Raw genomic sequence first — 14,898 nt, 5'->3', positions numbered from 1 at the left:
ACGAACGCAAAGGGATATCCCACTTCCTGCGGCAGAAACCTGAGAGTGGTGAGTCGGGAAGCGGGAACGGTTAGTGACCCATAGGCTTAATGCATGAGTTGCGCGCCGGTCGCTGGCGCTGAGGAAAGGCCGTGGGTCACCGGAGATGCACGCATTCGTGGACGAGACCAAACAGCACGGGCTGCTGATCGTCTCCACTCTCACCGAAGTCTGCCACCTCCAACAGGCACGGAAGGTGCTGCAATCCAAGCGGCTGCCGGGGCAAAACCGCATTCACTTCAAAACCGAGAGGGATTCCCGTCGCCACGAGATCTGCTCGGCGCTGTGCGCCCTGAAGGTCCGGGTGATGGTGTACGACGCGACCGCCATCAAGGACGCGGTCGAAGCCCGAACCGATTGCCTCACAGCGGTTGTCGAAGACCTGGCCGCGCTCGGCGGTCGCCGGTTGACGATCGAGCAGGACGATTCGCTGGTCCAGGCCGACCGCCGAACCTTCTACAACGCGGTGCGGAAGTTCGATGTGGCCGCCACTCTGGAATATGAGCACAGGCGCCCCAACCAGGAGCCATTGTTGTGGGTGTCGGACGCGGTGGCCTGGTGCGTCGCCAAGGGCGGTGACTGGCGCCGACGCGTGGACCCGCTCATCACGCAGGTCCGCAAGCTGTCCTAGATACGCGAAACCCGGCTCACCAACCGTCCGGATGGCTGCCGGGTCCACTTCAAGGATGCTATTGCGTCCTGCAGCATCGATGATACAGCCAGCCATTCCAAATGGAACAGGACATGTCGAAGGATCTGCAGGGGGATTGGCCGCTACGACGCGGTGAACAACCTGTGCTGAGCCTGTGCGTCGAAGACACCGTCATCGAGTACTTTCCAGACCTGCAGCCACGACGATCCCAGTTCGCCGACATGGGTCCACCGTAGTAATCGCCGAAAATCCAACGAAGTCCCATAGACGCTGGTGAGAGCCATGGTGCGAAGGGATCGGCTTGCCCAGGTGGCGGTAGATCGTGGGGAGGGTGACGCCGAGCTCGGCGGCGATCTGGCCGACGGTGTAGCGGGACATGCCGTGTTCGTCGAGTTCGTCGTATATCTGCCGCACCAGATTCACCTGCCAGGGCCCGAATTTCGGCTTCTGCCCGCCGGTGCGTCCGCGAGCGCGCGCCGCGGCCAGGCCGTCGCGGGTGCGTCTGGACATCAGAGCGTGCTCGAATTCGGCTATTGCACTCAAGATTTGGAAGAACATCCGTCCGATAGCGGTCGCGGTGTCAATGCCTGATCGAGGACAACCAGGTCCACGCTCCGTTCCTGCAGGATCTTCGACAGTTCGAGCAGGTGTACAACCGAAAGATCAACCGCAGGAGGGAGCGGCCGAGCCGGTCGAGCTTGGTCACCACCAGTTAGCCTTCGGGCCGGTTGGCGACCAACAACGCCTTGGCCAGCTCGGGGGCGGGAGACGAGCTCGCCAAGGCGTTGCAGATGAAGATCGACTCACAGCCAGCCACAGTGAGCGCATAGTGGTGGGCTTCGGGGTGTTGGTCTCGGATGGAGGTCGCCGCGAACCCAGCCCTCCGGCACCCCCCCACCGACCTCATCGGCAGCCCAGCCAAGCACCAACCGTCCTGTTCCGTACCGAAACCGACAAATCAACTTCTACCAGGGCACATCCCGAACCTCGTTGGATTATCGGCGATCATTACCCGCAACCCCGCCAGGTATAGCGCGATCCGCACCTGCGCGTCACGCCACCGTGCGGCAGTACTGGCTGGATATGGCCACAGCTCAACGACTTTCGTATGGTCGCCCATACGAGTAGGACGCACCATATCCCGTCCAGGTTCCCGCCCACCGGGGACGTCACGCTGCCGGACCGGCGGGAGGGCAACGTGTTTCGGGCATTCCCGCCGGCCGTCGGGCGTTTTCATGCTCGGTGCTTCCATGGCTGGGAGAAGCGCCGATACGGCAGCCGCAAGGGAGGGCGGCTTCCGGGATCTCGAAGCGTGGGCGCCGCCCGATAGCCCAGGGGCGACACCAGAGGGTGCGGGTGCTGAAACAAGCCTTGAGACCCATCCGCAACACTACGAGCAGAAACCCTGGCGTGCAACCGCTTCCAGGCGGAAAGCACACCAGTTCGGTCCAGCGCACACCAGGTCACCTCAGGTTGCCTACAGGTTAACCAGCAGCCGAATCGCGGGTGCGCCATACGGTGGGCACTCACACGCGCCGTCGCGCCACCACCAACACCACGGGCACGGGACCGGCAGCGCGGGGGACTCCCCCGGACTCGAGCCACTGATTCGGCACCCGGCTCGGAGTGTGGGGCAGGCCCGCGATGCCGGGTACATAGAGCTATGACCGCCGCTATCGGCAGGCTGCGGTGGCCGACGGTGCCCGCGTGGGCGCCAAATCTGGTGCCTCGTGAGGCGGGCGATGATCTCCGGGCACTGCTGCAGGTGGGCGAGGGCCCTGCGTGATGCTCAGCGCGGACTCTCGGGCGAACAGCTGCGCGCCCTCATCACGCCGCGGCGGAAATGGTCAAGGCTGTCGCCGGTAAGGCCGCCGAGCTGGCCGTGGGCCGGGGCCAGCGCCTGAGCGAACCCGTCCTGCGCGAGATCAGTGCGAGCCTGCAGGCGGCCCTGGCCGATCAATCGGAGGCCGAGGGGTTGCGCGCCGGAACCCTCACTGCCGCAGTCGCGTACGAGGGGTTCGGCCTCGCGGCGCTGACCGCGGTTCCCGGCGATGGGCACCGCGGCGTCGGAACGCTCTCGACGAGAGTCGATCCCACCGCCGATTACGCGGAGGATTTGGCCGAGCCGACTCGTCGGCGCGCTGATCCCATCGGTGCCGACAGGTCTGATCCACAGGCCGGGGTGCGACGTGAGCTGGAGCAGATATTCGCCGAGGTCGAATCCGTGTGCGCTGCTGTGGCTTCCGCCCGATCTGGCCACGACACAGCGGCCGCCGATTTCGCTGATCTCGTCGACCGCATCCAGGCCCTGCGGCGTGCGCAGAAACACCTCGACGGCGTCGAACGAGTAGCAAACAGTCGAACGAGCCCGCAAACACCTGACTCCCGGCGTCTGAGCCGACCCACACCGTATCGGGTGTGGCAGTCTTCCGCGCGTGTATTCCGTTGAGCACGAACCACAGTGGCAGCCACCCCGGCTCGGGCTGCTCGCCGAGCAAGGACTGGTCCCCAGAACAAGTGCATTACATCGATAGCGGTTGTGTCCCCTGCGCAGCGCTCGCCCGCGAACAACTATTCCCAATAGCGGGGACGGCTGTCGAGAACATTGCGGCTTGCGACCGTACGATCAGCATGCGCGATCGCTGACATAGCGGAGGTGTGGAAGCCGTTCCACGCCTGGGCTGCTCCAGCAACAGCAGGTCGTAGACGCCCCGACCATTCGGATCAGTTCAACCGCATAGGCAGTCGACCACGCAGATCTGCGACCGCGTGCCTGGCCCGGTCATGGCCAGGCACGCGGTCGCGGAACGATCGCTGCCCATTCTGGAGCAAGCTCAAACCCCTATGGACCGAAATCCAGGGGATATCAATAACGCCGCTTTGAGGTGTCTACTCCGGTCGAGTGTTGGATCTGGCACACACTTGGTGATTGCCTGGCTAGTGTTCTGATCTTGGAGTGTTGACGGTTCTGTTCTCGCATCTGGACGGACTGGTGGTCGCCGGAGTTCGCGTCGTTGCTTCGACTCTTCGCATCGACGCGGCAACCGGCGATGAACCGGCTGGCTGTCCGAATTGCTTGAGACAACTGCTCAAACGGTTTCCGCCGCTACGGGCTGCCCGGTGGGCCCACGTCCCAACGCCGAGCTGGTCAGTGTTTCCCTCCTCGCTGATCGCCGACCTCGGCGTCGACCCCCCACCACCGGTTCGATGTATGACTTCGGTGATGACTCCGGCGGCCTCGAGCGCGGTGAGATCCTCGTGCGCGACCGTGAGCAGGTCGGCCGCTGTGATCGGTTCACCGACCCACCCGTCGGTACCGACCGGTGCCCAAGGACCCCGTCCCGATATTGCAGCCACCCGTCGGCCGATCCCCGCTCGGCAATGTGAGGACAGACTTGACAGACATCGTATTTGCCTAGTCCATGAGTCGGGTTCGGGCCGTCGTCTTCCCCGGCGATACCGTGCCACGGCCGCTACTTCGAGCAGTTCGGCGGGAATGGTGTGGTCGTCGAAATCGGTGCGCAGGCTGTCGAACTCACCGAATTGCCGGCGATCTTGCGGGAGCCCAAAACCTCACTTCGGATGCGTGGCCCTCTTGGTGGTCGGGCCCTAGTCGTCAGACGGCCATTTGTCGAGCTCGGTCCATTCTCCGAAGGGTGGCTTGCTCGGGGCCAACACGACGATGCCGTTATCGCCGGTCACGCTGTCTGGTAGGTACTTCTCGATTTCGAACCCTCCATCGGGATCGTCGGTGGCGTTGCTGTCGACGATCCAGAAGCCGCCAGGCTGCTTCATCTGCGCAGCAAGCACCTCTTCGGTCGTGGCGCCCGGGAACTGGTCAACATATCCGGCTCCGGAGACCTGCGACCGCAATCCAGTCCACTTGCCGTCCACTCGCCGCCAAACCTTGCTACCAGGACGAGCATTCACGCGATCTGCCATGAGTTGAAAGTATTTATCAGAGCTCGTGTTCCGGGCTCCGATAAGCAGAAACTATCGGCGGACATGATCATTTCCGGCAGGCACGCACATCGTGCGATCTGTTCGGAAGTTCGAACAATGATCATGCTGTCCGGCATACACTCACCACTATGACCGAGTCGCCTCAGCAGGCCATCGCCGATCTCGCTCCGCTGACCGAACTGGGCCGTGCGGATCTGGGGGTGTGCGAAGCCGCCCGCGAGCTCGCCGACTTCACCCGCGGGTTCGTGATTCCCCCAGGCCCGGGACGCACCCAGGGCTACGCCCTCGAGGACGTCCTGCGGCTGCGCTCCTACGCCGAGGATCTGGTCGAGGCCGTGGTGGTCGCCGAGCGGGTCTACGGCACCAGCTGGGAGGACATCGCCGAGGTCGCCGAGGTCGCCCGGTCCACCGCGCACGCCCGCTGGTCGGCTGCCGAGAACCGGTTCAAGGGTGCTCACCAGGACGCCCAGCTGCGCTACGCGGTGGGCACCGGCCCGCACCCCGACCACGACGCCGGCGAACGGATCGCCCGCCTGGACGCGTGGCTCGTCCGCCACCGCGAGCACCTCGACCCCGACCACGGGCCCCACCCGGTCGCCGATCGCATCGCCCGCATGGACCCGCTGGCCGAGATCGGTGAGCTGATCATCCTGCGCGGCATCGTGCTCGACGAATTCCTCTCTCCCCCACCCGAGCTCATGGCCCCGATCGCGCGCCGCGCGGCCGTGCTCTACGACCGTCTGGCCGCCGACGAACCCAGCGAGGCCCGTCGGCGCGAACACCGCCACACCGCCGACATGCAACGCGCCTACGCGCGGGAACTCGAAGCCCAGATCCACACCGCCCCAACACCTTCGGCAACAGACGACACCACCGCACCTGATCCCCCACTCGCCGAAGGCGCGTCATGACCAACCGATCCCGCCAAGCCGCCAAACTCGCCCAACTGCTCAGCGAGCGCACCGGCCGTTCTGTCCGGGCCGTCCACGACGGCCCGAAGCAGGGGCGATACGGGGGCTGGGTTCTGGACTGGGTCGACGGGCCCACTCTCGACACCATGCGGGCCTTGCTCACCGAGTACGCCGACCAGTTCCCGGATCTGCCGCCGCTGGGCGAATTCCGGCTCTCACGCTCCCGCACAGACGAATCCGAGGCCGTGGCGATGCTGCTGTGGCTCGACGCCGAGCCCGACCGCGCCAGCACCTACGCCCCGACCTTCCTGTTCGGCATGGCCCACGACGCCACCGACGACCCCGACCAGGCACCCGAGATCTGGCAGCGACGCGGCCGCACACTCCGAAACCTGGTCGACCAGGCATACAGCAACGCCAGCCCGACCGGGTACGCGCCCAGCGGCCACACCGTCGTCGCCGAACAGATCATCGAGCAGATCCACACCGGCGGATGGGAATCCGTGCTCGCATGGCTCGACCACGCCGAGCAGGGCCCTCGGTACCGGCACCTCCGCGCTGTCGACTGACCAGAGCGTTCACGCTTTAGGCCCGCCGCGCCGGAACACCGTCCCACACCATCTACCCGAGGAGACCCACCATCATGACGACCGACCGATCCGCCGCCGTCGAGGCAGCGTTCCCCGTGACAGAGGCCCCGATCACTGCGGAGGACATCGCCCAGGCGGTGACCGCCATCCGTTGGTTGTGGCGGTACGTGGATGACGGCACCATCGACTATTCCACCCTGAATCCCCTGCAGTTGCGCGAGATCAGCGCCGAATTGGGTTCGATCGACGCCACCGCCGCGAGGGCGATCGGACATCTCGCTACCGCGGTTTCCGAACAGATACCCCAGGCCGAGCAGGCCATCGTACGACTGCGGTCATCGGCCACTGGCCACGCCACTGCGGGCGACGAGCTCAGCCGAGCCTCATCCGCTATTCGGGCCGCGCGGCTGGAACTCAAGCAAACCGAAGAACTCAGCGAAGAACTGATCTAGCTGGCTAGATAGCCAGGCTTCGACAGGTCGGCCGCTCAGAGCACGACCGGCTGGCCGACCTCCCGCAATCATGCGGTGGTTTGTCGGGCAGAATCAGGGACCCATGGCCGGCCGTGCGCCGTCGCCGAGCACATCATCGAGCAGATCCGCACCGGCGGATGGGAATCCGTGCTCGCATAGCTCGACCATGCCGAGCGGAGTGTGCGCGCCTCGCCTGCCGTCTTGCTTCCTGCGTACCGACTCGAAATCCCCAGGGCCGCAATCGACAAGCGTGGGCTTATGCCCGGTCAGGCATGTTCCGTCGTCGGCGCGGGAGCAATAACGAATACGTCCACGCAATAACATAAGACGCGGGTTTTGTTGTCCTGGTTCCCGTCCCGCTTCGGAGGTCGCGCTCCCTGGACCGGCGGAATGGCAAGGTATCCGGGGAATCCCGCCGGTCGTTGGGCGTTCTCGCACGCGGCCGCTTCCATGGCTGGGAGAAGCGCCGATTCGGAAGCCGCAAGGGCGGACGGCTCCCGGGATGCCGAAGCGTGAGTGCCGCCCGGTAACCCGGAGGCGACACCAGCGGGTGCGGTTGCTGAGACAGGCCTCGAAATCCATCCGCGACATTACGAGCGAGATCCGGTGCACGATAGCCTCTTCCAGGTGATAGGCACGCCAGGTCGGTCAGGCTGCACGTTAACCCGACGCCGGATCAGGCGGTGGAGTGTCCGGTGGACATTAGCCTGCTCCGTCGCGCCACCACCCGCACCATGGGCATGGGACCGGTAGCGCGAGGAATCCCCCGACTCGAGCCACTGGCCGGGCACCCAGCCGAGGGTTCGCACGATCGGTGGTTCGGCCGCGTCGACGAGGATGATCCGGTCGGTGTCCCCCTGGGCGATAGCGGCGGCGGCCATTTGCGGGATCGCGGTGATCGGGGTCGGGATCGCGGTGGGTAGCGCGCGGGCACCCGCCGGGGCCGTCGCGATGACGGTGTCCTCCGGCTCGCCTGCGTCGCCGAGCCCTGCGACCGCCCATCCAGCATGGCATGCCCGTGTTGTGGCAGGTCAGGGCAGTTCGTCGATGGTGACGCGCGGGTCGAGAGTCCCAAGCACAGGCCCACGGTCGGTGACGACGGGGTAGTCCCGCCCGACCCCGGCGACCACGGCGTGCGCGGCCGACAGCCCGTCCGGGACCGGTGGGGCGGCGGCGAGGACGGCACCGACCTGGGACCAGGCCGCGGTTCGGTCGAGGTCGATCACCACGGTGGTCGGCAGGTCCAGTAGCACCTCGAGCACCGGCAGCCGCTCGGCCGGAACCAGGGCGCGGGCCTCCGCGAGCGCGGTGGTGGGAACGATCAGGGTGTCGCTCATCTCGACGACAGCGAAGGCGATCGCGAGAGTATAGGGGCCTTGGTGGGCGAACTCGATCAACGCGGCGCGGTCGAAAACCACGCCGCTGGGGAGCTTTTCGCTCATGCCGCTCCGGCGTGCGCCCCTTCGGGGGCCTCCGGATCGTGGCCCAACACCTTGTAGGCGCGCTTGAGCAGCGCCGGATCGACCTTGCCGCCCGCGAGCTCGCTGATGCGGGCCAGAGCGTGCTCCCGATCGGCCTCACTCGGCTGCGGGGCCGCCGCGGTCAACGCGGTACGCAGCTGTGCGGCCACCTCCTCGGGCAGCCGCACCTGAATCTCCCGGTCGGTCATGGTCACCAGCGTATCGCCCGCCACCACCGCACGAAACCCACACGGCGATGGCTCGGTGCTGTTCGGCTCAGAAGCCGTTTTTGAACCTCTTCCCGCGTGAATAGCGGGGGCTGCCATCCGGTGCGCTGGGGGTCATAGGCTCGGGTGTGGCCAGGAAGCAGAGGGAGGCGGGGGCTGACGGAGGCGGGGGCTTGGTGGTTCTGCGGCGGTGTTTGTGCTGTGGGAGAGGGCTTTCGGCGCGGCGGGGGCCACGGACGGTGTATTGCTCGGATTCGTGTAGGGCGCGGCATTGGCGGTGGGCGCGGCGTGCCCGTGCGCGGGTCGCGGCGATGCGGGACGAGTCCCCGGCGGCGCGGATGGTGTGCCCGGAGTGCGGGACCGAGTGGACCAAGGGTCTGCAACGACGGGCGAATGCGGTGTATTGCTCAGCTAAATGCCGGACTCGGGGCTGGCGGCGGCGAAGCTGCGTTCGCGAAACCATCACCGTGACGCAGGAGCGAACGGATACCGACGGGTCCATAAAACGGGTTTGACCTGGGAAGATAAGGGGGGTGGAAGCTCTGGTGGTTCGGGTTCGCCGCGCGCATGCTGGTGTGGTCGGACGCCGAGGTTCTTCTGTCGGCGCATCCGGTGTCGGCGACTCGGTGGCGAAAGTGGTGAACCGCGATGTCTGCCAAGATCGGGTGTGTCAGCCGCAAACGCTATGACGAGATCGTGGCCGAGGGCCGCAAGCTGGTGAGGCAGAAGACCAGTGTGCAGTTCCGCATCGGTGAGCTGGCTCTGGAAATCGAGCCGATGCGCCCCCAAGGCGGCCAGAAGTCAGGGCCGGGTGAGGAGTTGCTGACGGTCTCGCAGGCGTTGTCGCTGTTCGCCGACGATATCGGGTTGTCTCCGAAGACTGTGGAGGAGTATCGGTTCACCGCCGCGCATTGGCCGGAAGAGCAGCGCCGTCGTGGTGTGTCCTTCGATGTGCACCGAATTCTGTGCAGCGCGAACGATCCGTTCGAACTGATCGATAATCCGCCCGATGGAGTGCGGTGGACTCTGGATGAGGCCAAGCGCGCGGTCGGGCGACGGCCCGTGCAGGCGGTCTCGGCCCAGGAGCGGGTGGACCGCATTCACGATCTGGCCGTCGATGACCACGTGGCCGCGCGGGTGGCGACCGATTTCATCCGCCGCCCGGAGGTCGCGGCCCGCGTGATCGCCGATGACACCGCCCGGCATCTGGTGAACAAGGCCCAGATCGACCGCTCCAAGGTGGTGTGCGAGAACGTGCGCAAGCGAACCCCCGCGGTGGAGCGGGTCGAACACACCGCGCAGTTCATGGAACTGATCGGGGCGTGCGCGGCATTCACCGCGCAGGTGGGGAGGGTGATCCCGACCTTGCGCGGCCACCAGTTCAGCGCTGATGAGATCGCGACGGTGCATAACAACGTGGCGCGGGTGCGCGCGACCGCGGATTGGGTGGAGACCGCCGTCGAGTCCGGAAACCTCACCCTCGATGAGGGATTCGCCCGACTACTGCGCGGCGAGTAACCATCATGGTCCGGCCGCTGCCTCCCCATGTCAGCGGGGAGATGGTGCGGATCGCCCTGCTCGAGGCGCGCCCGGCCGGGCTGACGCTGCGGCAGCTGTGCGCGGCCACCGACCTGACCCCCGCGCAGGTCCGGAGCGGATTAGGCTGGATCCGGAAAGTCACCGCGGCTGAGCATATGACCCCGCTGACCTATAACCGTGTGCTCGGTTACGCGCTCTCGGACGACGAGGTCTATTGGATCGCGGCAGAACGCGGGTTCTTCCGGATGGAGCTGACCCGTATCACCAGGATGCTCACCGCCGTGCTGGACCCTCATCGTGCGCGCCAGCCCGTGGACGGCAGCAACGGTGACGACTGGATTCGGTTGGTCCTGGAACAGGTCGGAGGCGTGCGAGCGACTTTCGAGATGCTCACCAGGCTGAAGGTCTGACCATGTGCCCGAACCGAATTCCCGCCCGCCGCAAGCGCAAGCGAGCCCGCCGCCCGGCCATCCTCGCCCGGGCCCGCCGGTATCCGACCGACTGCACCGATCTGGAGTGGGCGCTGCTCGAGCCGCTGTTGCCGACCCCGGCGTGCCGAACCAGCAAGGGCGGTCGGCCGGAGAAGCACGATCGCCGCGTGATCGTCGATGCCATCCGCTATCTGGTCGATAATGGCTGTAAGTGGCGAGCGATTCCCGCCGACTTTCCCCCGTTCCAAACAGTTTTCGGATTCTTCTCGAGGTGGGCCCGCGCCGGGGTGCTGGGTCGCATCCGCGACCAGCTGCGCCGCCGGATCCGGGAGCGGATGGGTCGCCCGCCCGGCGCGGTGGCGGTGGTGATCGACTCCCAGAGCGTGAAGGGCGCGGAGACCGTCAGCGCTCTGACCAGGGGATATGATGCGGGTAAACGCATCAATGGAAGGAAGCGCCACCTAGCCACGGACAGTAAGGGCCTGCCCGTGCTGATCCTGGTCACCCCGGCCAATCAGAGCGACCGCGACGCCGCCCGGGAACTGCTGTGGCGGTTGCGGATACTGCATCCGGAGCTGACCATCGCATGGGCCGACTCGGCCTATAACGGCGCGCTGGTCGGCTGGGCCTCCCAGTTCCTCGGGCTCACCCTCAACGTAGTCGCCAAACTGCCCGGTCAGTCGAAGTTCGTCGTTCTGCCCAAACGCTGGGTGATCGAGAGGACGTTCGGCTGGCTGCTCAACGCGCGGCGCAACGCGAGGGACTATGAGCGTCGCCCAGACCACTCGGAGGCTCACTTGACCTGGGCCGCAATCACTTTGATGACGAGGCGTTTGACCCGCGAACAGCGTGCCCAGAGCGCGGATCGTCGGGCGGCGTGAACGCTGTGGCGCGTCGTTCCCGCCCGCGCCGATGCGCGCAATGCGGAAAGCCGCTGCCGGAGCACTGCCGCCGTAGCCGCCGCTTCTGTAGTGCGCGATGTCGGGGCCGCGCCTGGCGGGAGCTGCGCGCCCATGACCGACGTATCGCCGAGCTCGTCGCCTTCGGCGGTGAGCAATACCGACTGTGGCAGACCGGCGCGAAACCCACCCGGCCCCGCAAAACCTGCCCGGTCTGCGGGAAGTCCTGGCCCGCGGCCATCACCCGTGCCGATGCGCTCTATTGCCGTCCCGCGTGCCGAACCAAGGCGTGGAGAGCCCGCCGAACCAGCCGGTAGCGTTCAACAGCCGTCACGCGGTGACGGCTGTCCGCGACGCCAACTCCCGCTCTGCAGGCACCCGCTGCGCAGTGTCGGCGGTGACCTGATCGCGTTCTCGTGCCGCCCGTAGTACCGCGATGATCGACTCACCCACCGCCGTGGCCACTGGCGGCGGGAACGCGTTGCCCACCTGCCGGTACTGCGCTGTCTTCGCGCCCGAGAACACCCATCCGGCAGGGAATCCCTGAATCGTGGCGGCCTGCTCAACGGTCAGCATCGGCCCATCAGCGCCGAACAGGTCACGCTCCTCGGTCTGCTTCTGCCGACACGTCACCGCGTCATTGGCCACGCCCAGACCGCAGATCCCGAGCTGTTTCCACGCGGCCTTGGCCCTGGTGGGTCCCAGGTCCGCGCCGCCGTGCTTCTTCGATCCACCCACCAAGGTCGGTGCGACACCGGCGCACGACCTTTCCCGCCACCGATTGAACGCCGCGTGAGCCCGGTCGGAGTGCTCGCCGACGAAATAGGGTTCGAACCGGACCCGCATCGACGCCTCAAGGGCGTCGGCGACAGTCACCGCAACCCGATGCGTGGGTTCGGGCCACACGTAGTCGAGGTCGGCGATCACGTCGTCACGAAACGCGACCAGTATCGCCCGAGGCCGCAATTGCGGTACTCCGAAATCGCTAGCCTCCAACACGTCCCATCGGCACACGGTGTAACCGAGCCCGGGTTCCTCTCCGATTTGGCCGTCATCAGCGAAGTACGGTCCGCCTTGCAGTTTCGAGATGATCCAGTCACGGTAGCCCGCGAACTTGGGATCCATGATCCCGCGCACGTTCTCGATCATCACCGCGCGCGGACGCAGCAGCTCGACCAACTCCAGCATGCGCGGGAACAGGTCACGTTCGTCCTCCCGCCCCAACTGCTTGCCCGCGTGGGAAAACGGGGGACACGGCACTCCACCGGCCAGCAGATCCAGCCCACGCTGCGCCAACAACTCGGCCCCCCAGGCCAGATCCCGCGTGGGATCGAAGTCCTTCACATCCATCGCGAGCACATCGCATCGTTCCCACGAACCCGACCGCGGCGGCCGCCCTTCTGGATTGGCGATATTGAGTCGCAAGGTCTGTGCCGCGTGCTCGTCGAGCTCGACAAGGGCCAAGTGGCGGAAACCAGCGCGGTGCAGACCAGCGGCCTGCCCACCCGCTCCAGCGCAGATCTCGACCGACAGGAACTCCTCTGCCACCGCCATCCCTTCGCTCACCCTTCCACTGACACATGGCCACGACCATGATGGCAGCCGCTACCGACAACCGATCCTCAAGCGCCACAGAATCGAAGACTCGCCCGGCCCGAAGTTCGCAGACAGGTTCTCAGATCGGCTTCGGGGTGTCGGTGGTGGTGAGCGGCTGGATCAGGACGTCGAACTGGGGTGCGTCGGGCCATGAGGGGCGCAGGGTTCCGACGCGTTGCCAGCCCCATTTGCGGTAGGCGCTGTAGGCGCGGGTGTTGTCGGGTTCGACCAGCAGCGTGGCCCGCTGCTCGGGACGGCCGCGCAGGAGTTCGTCGTGCAGGGCGCGTGCGAGTCCGTGACCGGTGTGCTCAGTGCAGACCATGATCTCGCTGAGTGCGAAGGTGCGGTGGCCGTCCTCGGCGGTGAACGCGGCCCGGTCGCCGTGGTCGAGATGAAAGTCTCTCCACCAGGCCGCATCCGGTGGCAGCGGCCACCCCCAGGTCTGACCTGCGGGGTGGCCGTCGACGCGGGCGAGGACCAGTTCGAACCCGCGGGAACGCGATGGGTCGGTGTAGGCGTCGAATCGGTGCATGAACTGCTCGGGTGCGTCGAACGGATCCCCGGAAGCGATGGCTTCGACGTAGGAGCGACGGTAGATGTCCTCGACCACCTCCCGCATTTCGCGGGCTTGCTCGGCGGTGAGGTGTTCGAAGGTGACACCGGTCGGCGGTGTGGTCATGCGGTGATGGCTTTCGTTGCGAGCGAATCGAATTGGTCGCGGAAGCCGCTGCCGATCGTGAGCTGGTCGACTGCGGTGCGCAGCGGTTCGAGGACGCGCAGGGTGCGGGTGGAGGAGACCTTGGCCAGGCTGGTCAGCACGGGTGTGGCTTCCTCGAGGGCGCCGGTGAGATCCCCGATCTGGGCGCGGGTGGTGGCCGACCAGGCGCGCAGGTTGGTGGCGTTGCGGGTTCCGGCCTGCTGCTCGGCGGCCGCCCCGTACAACTCGACCGCCCGCGTCAGCTCGCCGATATCGGCGTAGCCGCGGGCCTCGTGCCCAGCGATCTCGGCGTGGGTGACGAACCGCAGCCACTGCGGAGTCTGCTCGAGCGGCTCGAACGCGGCGGCCTGGTCCATCTCTCGCCACGCCATCGCCAACGCCCGCCCGAACCCGGCCCGATCCTCCAGCACGCCCCGCGCTTGGGCTTCGCGCACGGCGATCAGCGCGTGAATACGCCCAGGAGGGCGACCGGCCATGAGATCACGGGCCCGCGCGGTCAGGGTCAGTGCCCGGTGCGGGCTGCCCGCTCCGATACGCGAGAGCGCGATGGACTGGTTGGCTGCGTAGAGGCAGGTGTGGGCGATCAGGTCGTCGTCGCCGGACTCGGTGCCTTTCTCCATCGCGTCGGCGTAGCAGCGGCGCGCGAGCGGGTGCCGGTCCGCATCGTAGGCCAGCCATCCCGCCAGGACCGCGAGCTGCCCGGTGGCGCTGGCGTAGGCGGTGCCGGTGGCCGCAGTGTAGTCGCCGGTGTCGAGGCGGTGTTTGTGGCGGGCCAGCTGCTCGACAGCGAAGTCGACCAGGCCCGCGCCGCCAGAGCGTTGATCCTCGCGCTCGAGCGCGTCGACCCCGGCCAGCAGCCGGGACACGTCGCTGCTGCCCAGATGCTCCCGGTCCCCCAGCACCAGCATCGCGGCTCCGGCCACGGCCGCCAACCCGAAATCACGCCGCCTCACGTCGTCATCGACTTCCCATGCATACAACCCACATTCACCCGACGACGCACCGCCGCGGGACCACTCACCGACCACACCGGCCCCATGCGTGCGTGGTGCGGTCCGGTCGGACTGTCGTTGTTCGATCATCTGGGTAAAGCGTTGCTGCTGGGCCGGTTTCGCCCGCGCCAGCAGGGTGTCCATCGCGTCGGCGAATTCCTCACCCAGCACGATGGTCTCGCCGCGGCGGGCCCACTTCTTGACCACCCATATCGAGCAGCCGATCACCGCCGCCATCTGTTCCTGCGTCAGATCCACGGCCTTACGCAGCACCACAGTGTCAGCACCGGTCCACTGCATACCCTGTCCCCTCGCCCGGCGGGAAATGCGTGCCCTCAGCGTAAACACCTAGCGGCCAGCGCAACCCCCGCGTACACCGCCGTACACCAGCGGCCACCCGCATACACC

At 66.6% G+C, this 14,898-nt stretch carries 15 protein-coding genes and 1 pseudogene; 8 read left to right on the top strand and 8 right to left on the bottom strand.

Annotated elements, in window-relative coordinates:
* Window positions 1-145 precede the first annotated feature (145 nt).
* On the top strand, window positions 146-670 hold the full coding sequence (locus VMT40_RS37300; RefSeq protein ID WP_326364380.1) for a hypothetical protein: 525 nt from the start codon (window positions 146-148) through the stop codon (window positions 668-670).
* Window positions 671-862: 192 nt separating this feature from the next.
* Here the strand turns inward: VMT40_RS37300 and VMT40_RS37295 are convergent, their stop codons facing one another.
* The 3 genes from VMT40_RS37295 to VMT40_RS37285 form a co-directional block, all read right to left on the bottom strand.
* Window positions 863-1,276, bottom strand: a complete 414-nt coding sequence (locus VMT40_RS37295) for a recombinase family protein (protein ID WP_326364461.1) — start codon at window positions 1,274-1,276, stop codon at window positions 863-865.
* A gap of 1,204 nt (window positions 1,277-2,480) precedes the next feature.
* The gene (locus VMT40_RS37290) at window positions 2,481-3,065 is read right to left on the bottom strand and encodes a hypothetical protein (RefSeq protein ID WP_326364379.1); all 585 of its coding nucleotides are present in this window, start codon (window positions 3,063-3,065) and stop codon (window positions 2,481-2,483) included.
* A 1,235-nt stretch (window positions 3,066-4,300) separates the two neighbouring features.
* Window positions 4,301-4,633: a hypothetical protein gene (locus tag VMT40_RS37285; protein WP_326364378.1), complete on the bottom strand. Its 333-nt coding sequence runs from the start codon at window positions 4,631-4,633 to the stop codon at window positions 4,301-4,303.
* A gap of 149 nt (window positions 4,634-4,782) precedes the next feature.
* Here VMT40_RS37285 and VMT40_RS37280 point away from each other — a divergent pair, with 149 nt between their 5' ends.
* From VMT40_RS37280 to VMT40_RS37265, 4 genes are all read left to right on the top strand, one after another.
* Window positions 4,783-5,565: a hypothetical protein gene (locus VMT40_RS37280; protein WP_326364377.1), complete on the top strand. Its 783-nt coding sequence runs from the start codon at window positions 4,783-4,785 to the stop codon at window positions 5,563-5,565.
* On the top strand, window positions 5,562-6,134 hold the full coding sequence (locus VMT40_RS37275; RefSeq protein WP_326364376.1) for a hypothetical protein: 573 nt from the start codon (window positions 5,562-5,564) through the stop codon (window positions 6,132-6,134). Before VMT40_RS37280 ends, VMT40_RS37275 begins: the two co-directional genes overlap by 4 nt.
* Before the next feature lie 74 nt (window positions 6,135-6,208).
* Window positions 6,209-6,607 carry a hypothetical protein gene (locus tag VMT40_RS37270; RefSeq protein WP_326364375.1) on the top strand — a complete coding sequence of 133 codons (399 nt, stop codon included), beginning with the start codon at window positions 6,209-6,211 and terminating at the stop codon, window positions 6,605-6,607.
* Between the two features lie 716 nt (window positions 6,608-7,323).
* On the top strand, window positions 7,324-7,551 hold the full coding sequence (locus tag VMT40_RS37265; RefSeq protein ID WP_326364374.1) for a hypothetical protein: 228 nt from the start codon (window positions 7,324-7,326) through the stop codon (window positions 7,549-7,551).
* Window positions 7,552-7,659: 108 nt separating this feature from the next.
* Here VMT40_RS37265 and VMT40_RS37260 read toward each other — a convergent pair whose 3' ends face one another.
* Both VMT40_RS37260 and VMT40_RS37255 read right to left on the bottom strand, forming a co-directional pair.
* Window positions 7,660-8,070, bottom strand: coding sequence for a hypothetical protein (locus VMT40_RS37260; RefSeq protein ID WP_326364373.1), 411 nt, complete (start codon window positions 8,068-8,070; stop codon window positions 7,660-7,662).
* Window positions 8,067-8,297, bottom strand: a complete 231-nt coding sequence (locus VMT40_RS37255; RefSeq protein WP_326364372.1) for a hypothetical protein — start codon at window positions 8,295-8,297, stop codon at window positions 8,067-8,069. Before VMT40_RS37255 ends, VMT40_RS37260 begins: the two co-directional genes overlap by 4 nt.
* Window positions 8,298-8,963: 666 nt before the next feature.
* On the opposite strand from VMT40_RS37255, the gene VMT40_RS37250 reads away from it, so the two are divergent.
* From VMT40_RS37250 to VMT40_RS37240, 3 genes and pseudogenes are all read left to right on the top strand, one after another.
* A complete protein-coding gene (locus VMT40_RS37250) occupies window positions 8,964-9,833 on the top strand; it encodes a DUF6192 family protein (protein WP_326364371.1) in 870 nt (289 codons plus the stop codon).
* Between the two features lie 5 nt (window positions 9,834-9,838).
* Window positions 9,839-10,264: a hypothetical protein gene (locus VMT40_RS37245; protein ID WP_326364370.1), complete on the top strand. Its 426-nt coding sequence runs from the start codon at window positions 9,839-9,841 to the stop codon at window positions 10,262-10,264.
* A 2-nt stretch (window positions 10,265-10,266) separates the two neighbouring features.
* A pseudogene (locus VMT40_RS37240) lies at window positions 10,267-11,127 on the top strand (IS5 family transposase); the annotation flags it as partial.
* Window positions 11,128-11,514: 387 nt separating this feature from the next.
* Here the strand turns inward: VMT40_RS37240 and VMT40_RS37235 are convergent.
* The 3 genes from VMT40_RS37235 to VMT40_RS37225 form a co-directional block, all read right to left on the bottom strand.
* Window positions 11,515-12,738 carry a DNA cytosine methyltransferase gene (locus VMT40_RS37235; RefSeq protein WP_326364368.1) on the bottom strand — a complete coding sequence of 408 codons (1,224 nt, stop codon included), beginning with the start codon at window positions 12,736-12,738 and terminating at the stop codon, window positions 11,515-11,517.
* Between the two features lie 121 nt (window positions 12,739-12,859).
* On the bottom strand, window positions 12,860-13,459 hold the full coding sequence (locus tag VMT40_RS37230) for a GNAT family N-acetyltransferase (protein WP_326364367.1): 600 nt from the start codon (window positions 13,457-13,459) through the stop codon (window positions 12,860-12,862).
* The gene (locus VMT40_RS37225; protein WP_326364366.1) at window positions 13,456-14,790 is read right to left on the bottom strand and encodes a hypothetical protein; all 1,335 of its coding nucleotides are present in this window, start codon (window positions 14,788-14,790) and stop codon (window positions 13,456-13,458) included. Before VMT40_RS37225 ends, VMT40_RS37230 begins: the two co-directional genes overlap by 4 nt.
* Between the last annotated feature and the right edge of the window lie 108 nt (window positions 14,791-14,898).

This window comes from Nocardia sp. CDC160 (assembly GCF_035818795.1).
GTDB lineage: Bacteria > Actinomycetota > Actinomycetes > Mycobacteriales > Mycobacteriaceae > Nocardia.
Note: the sequence above shows the minus strand (reverse complement) of the source record. Positions and strands in the feature narration are given on the sequence as shown.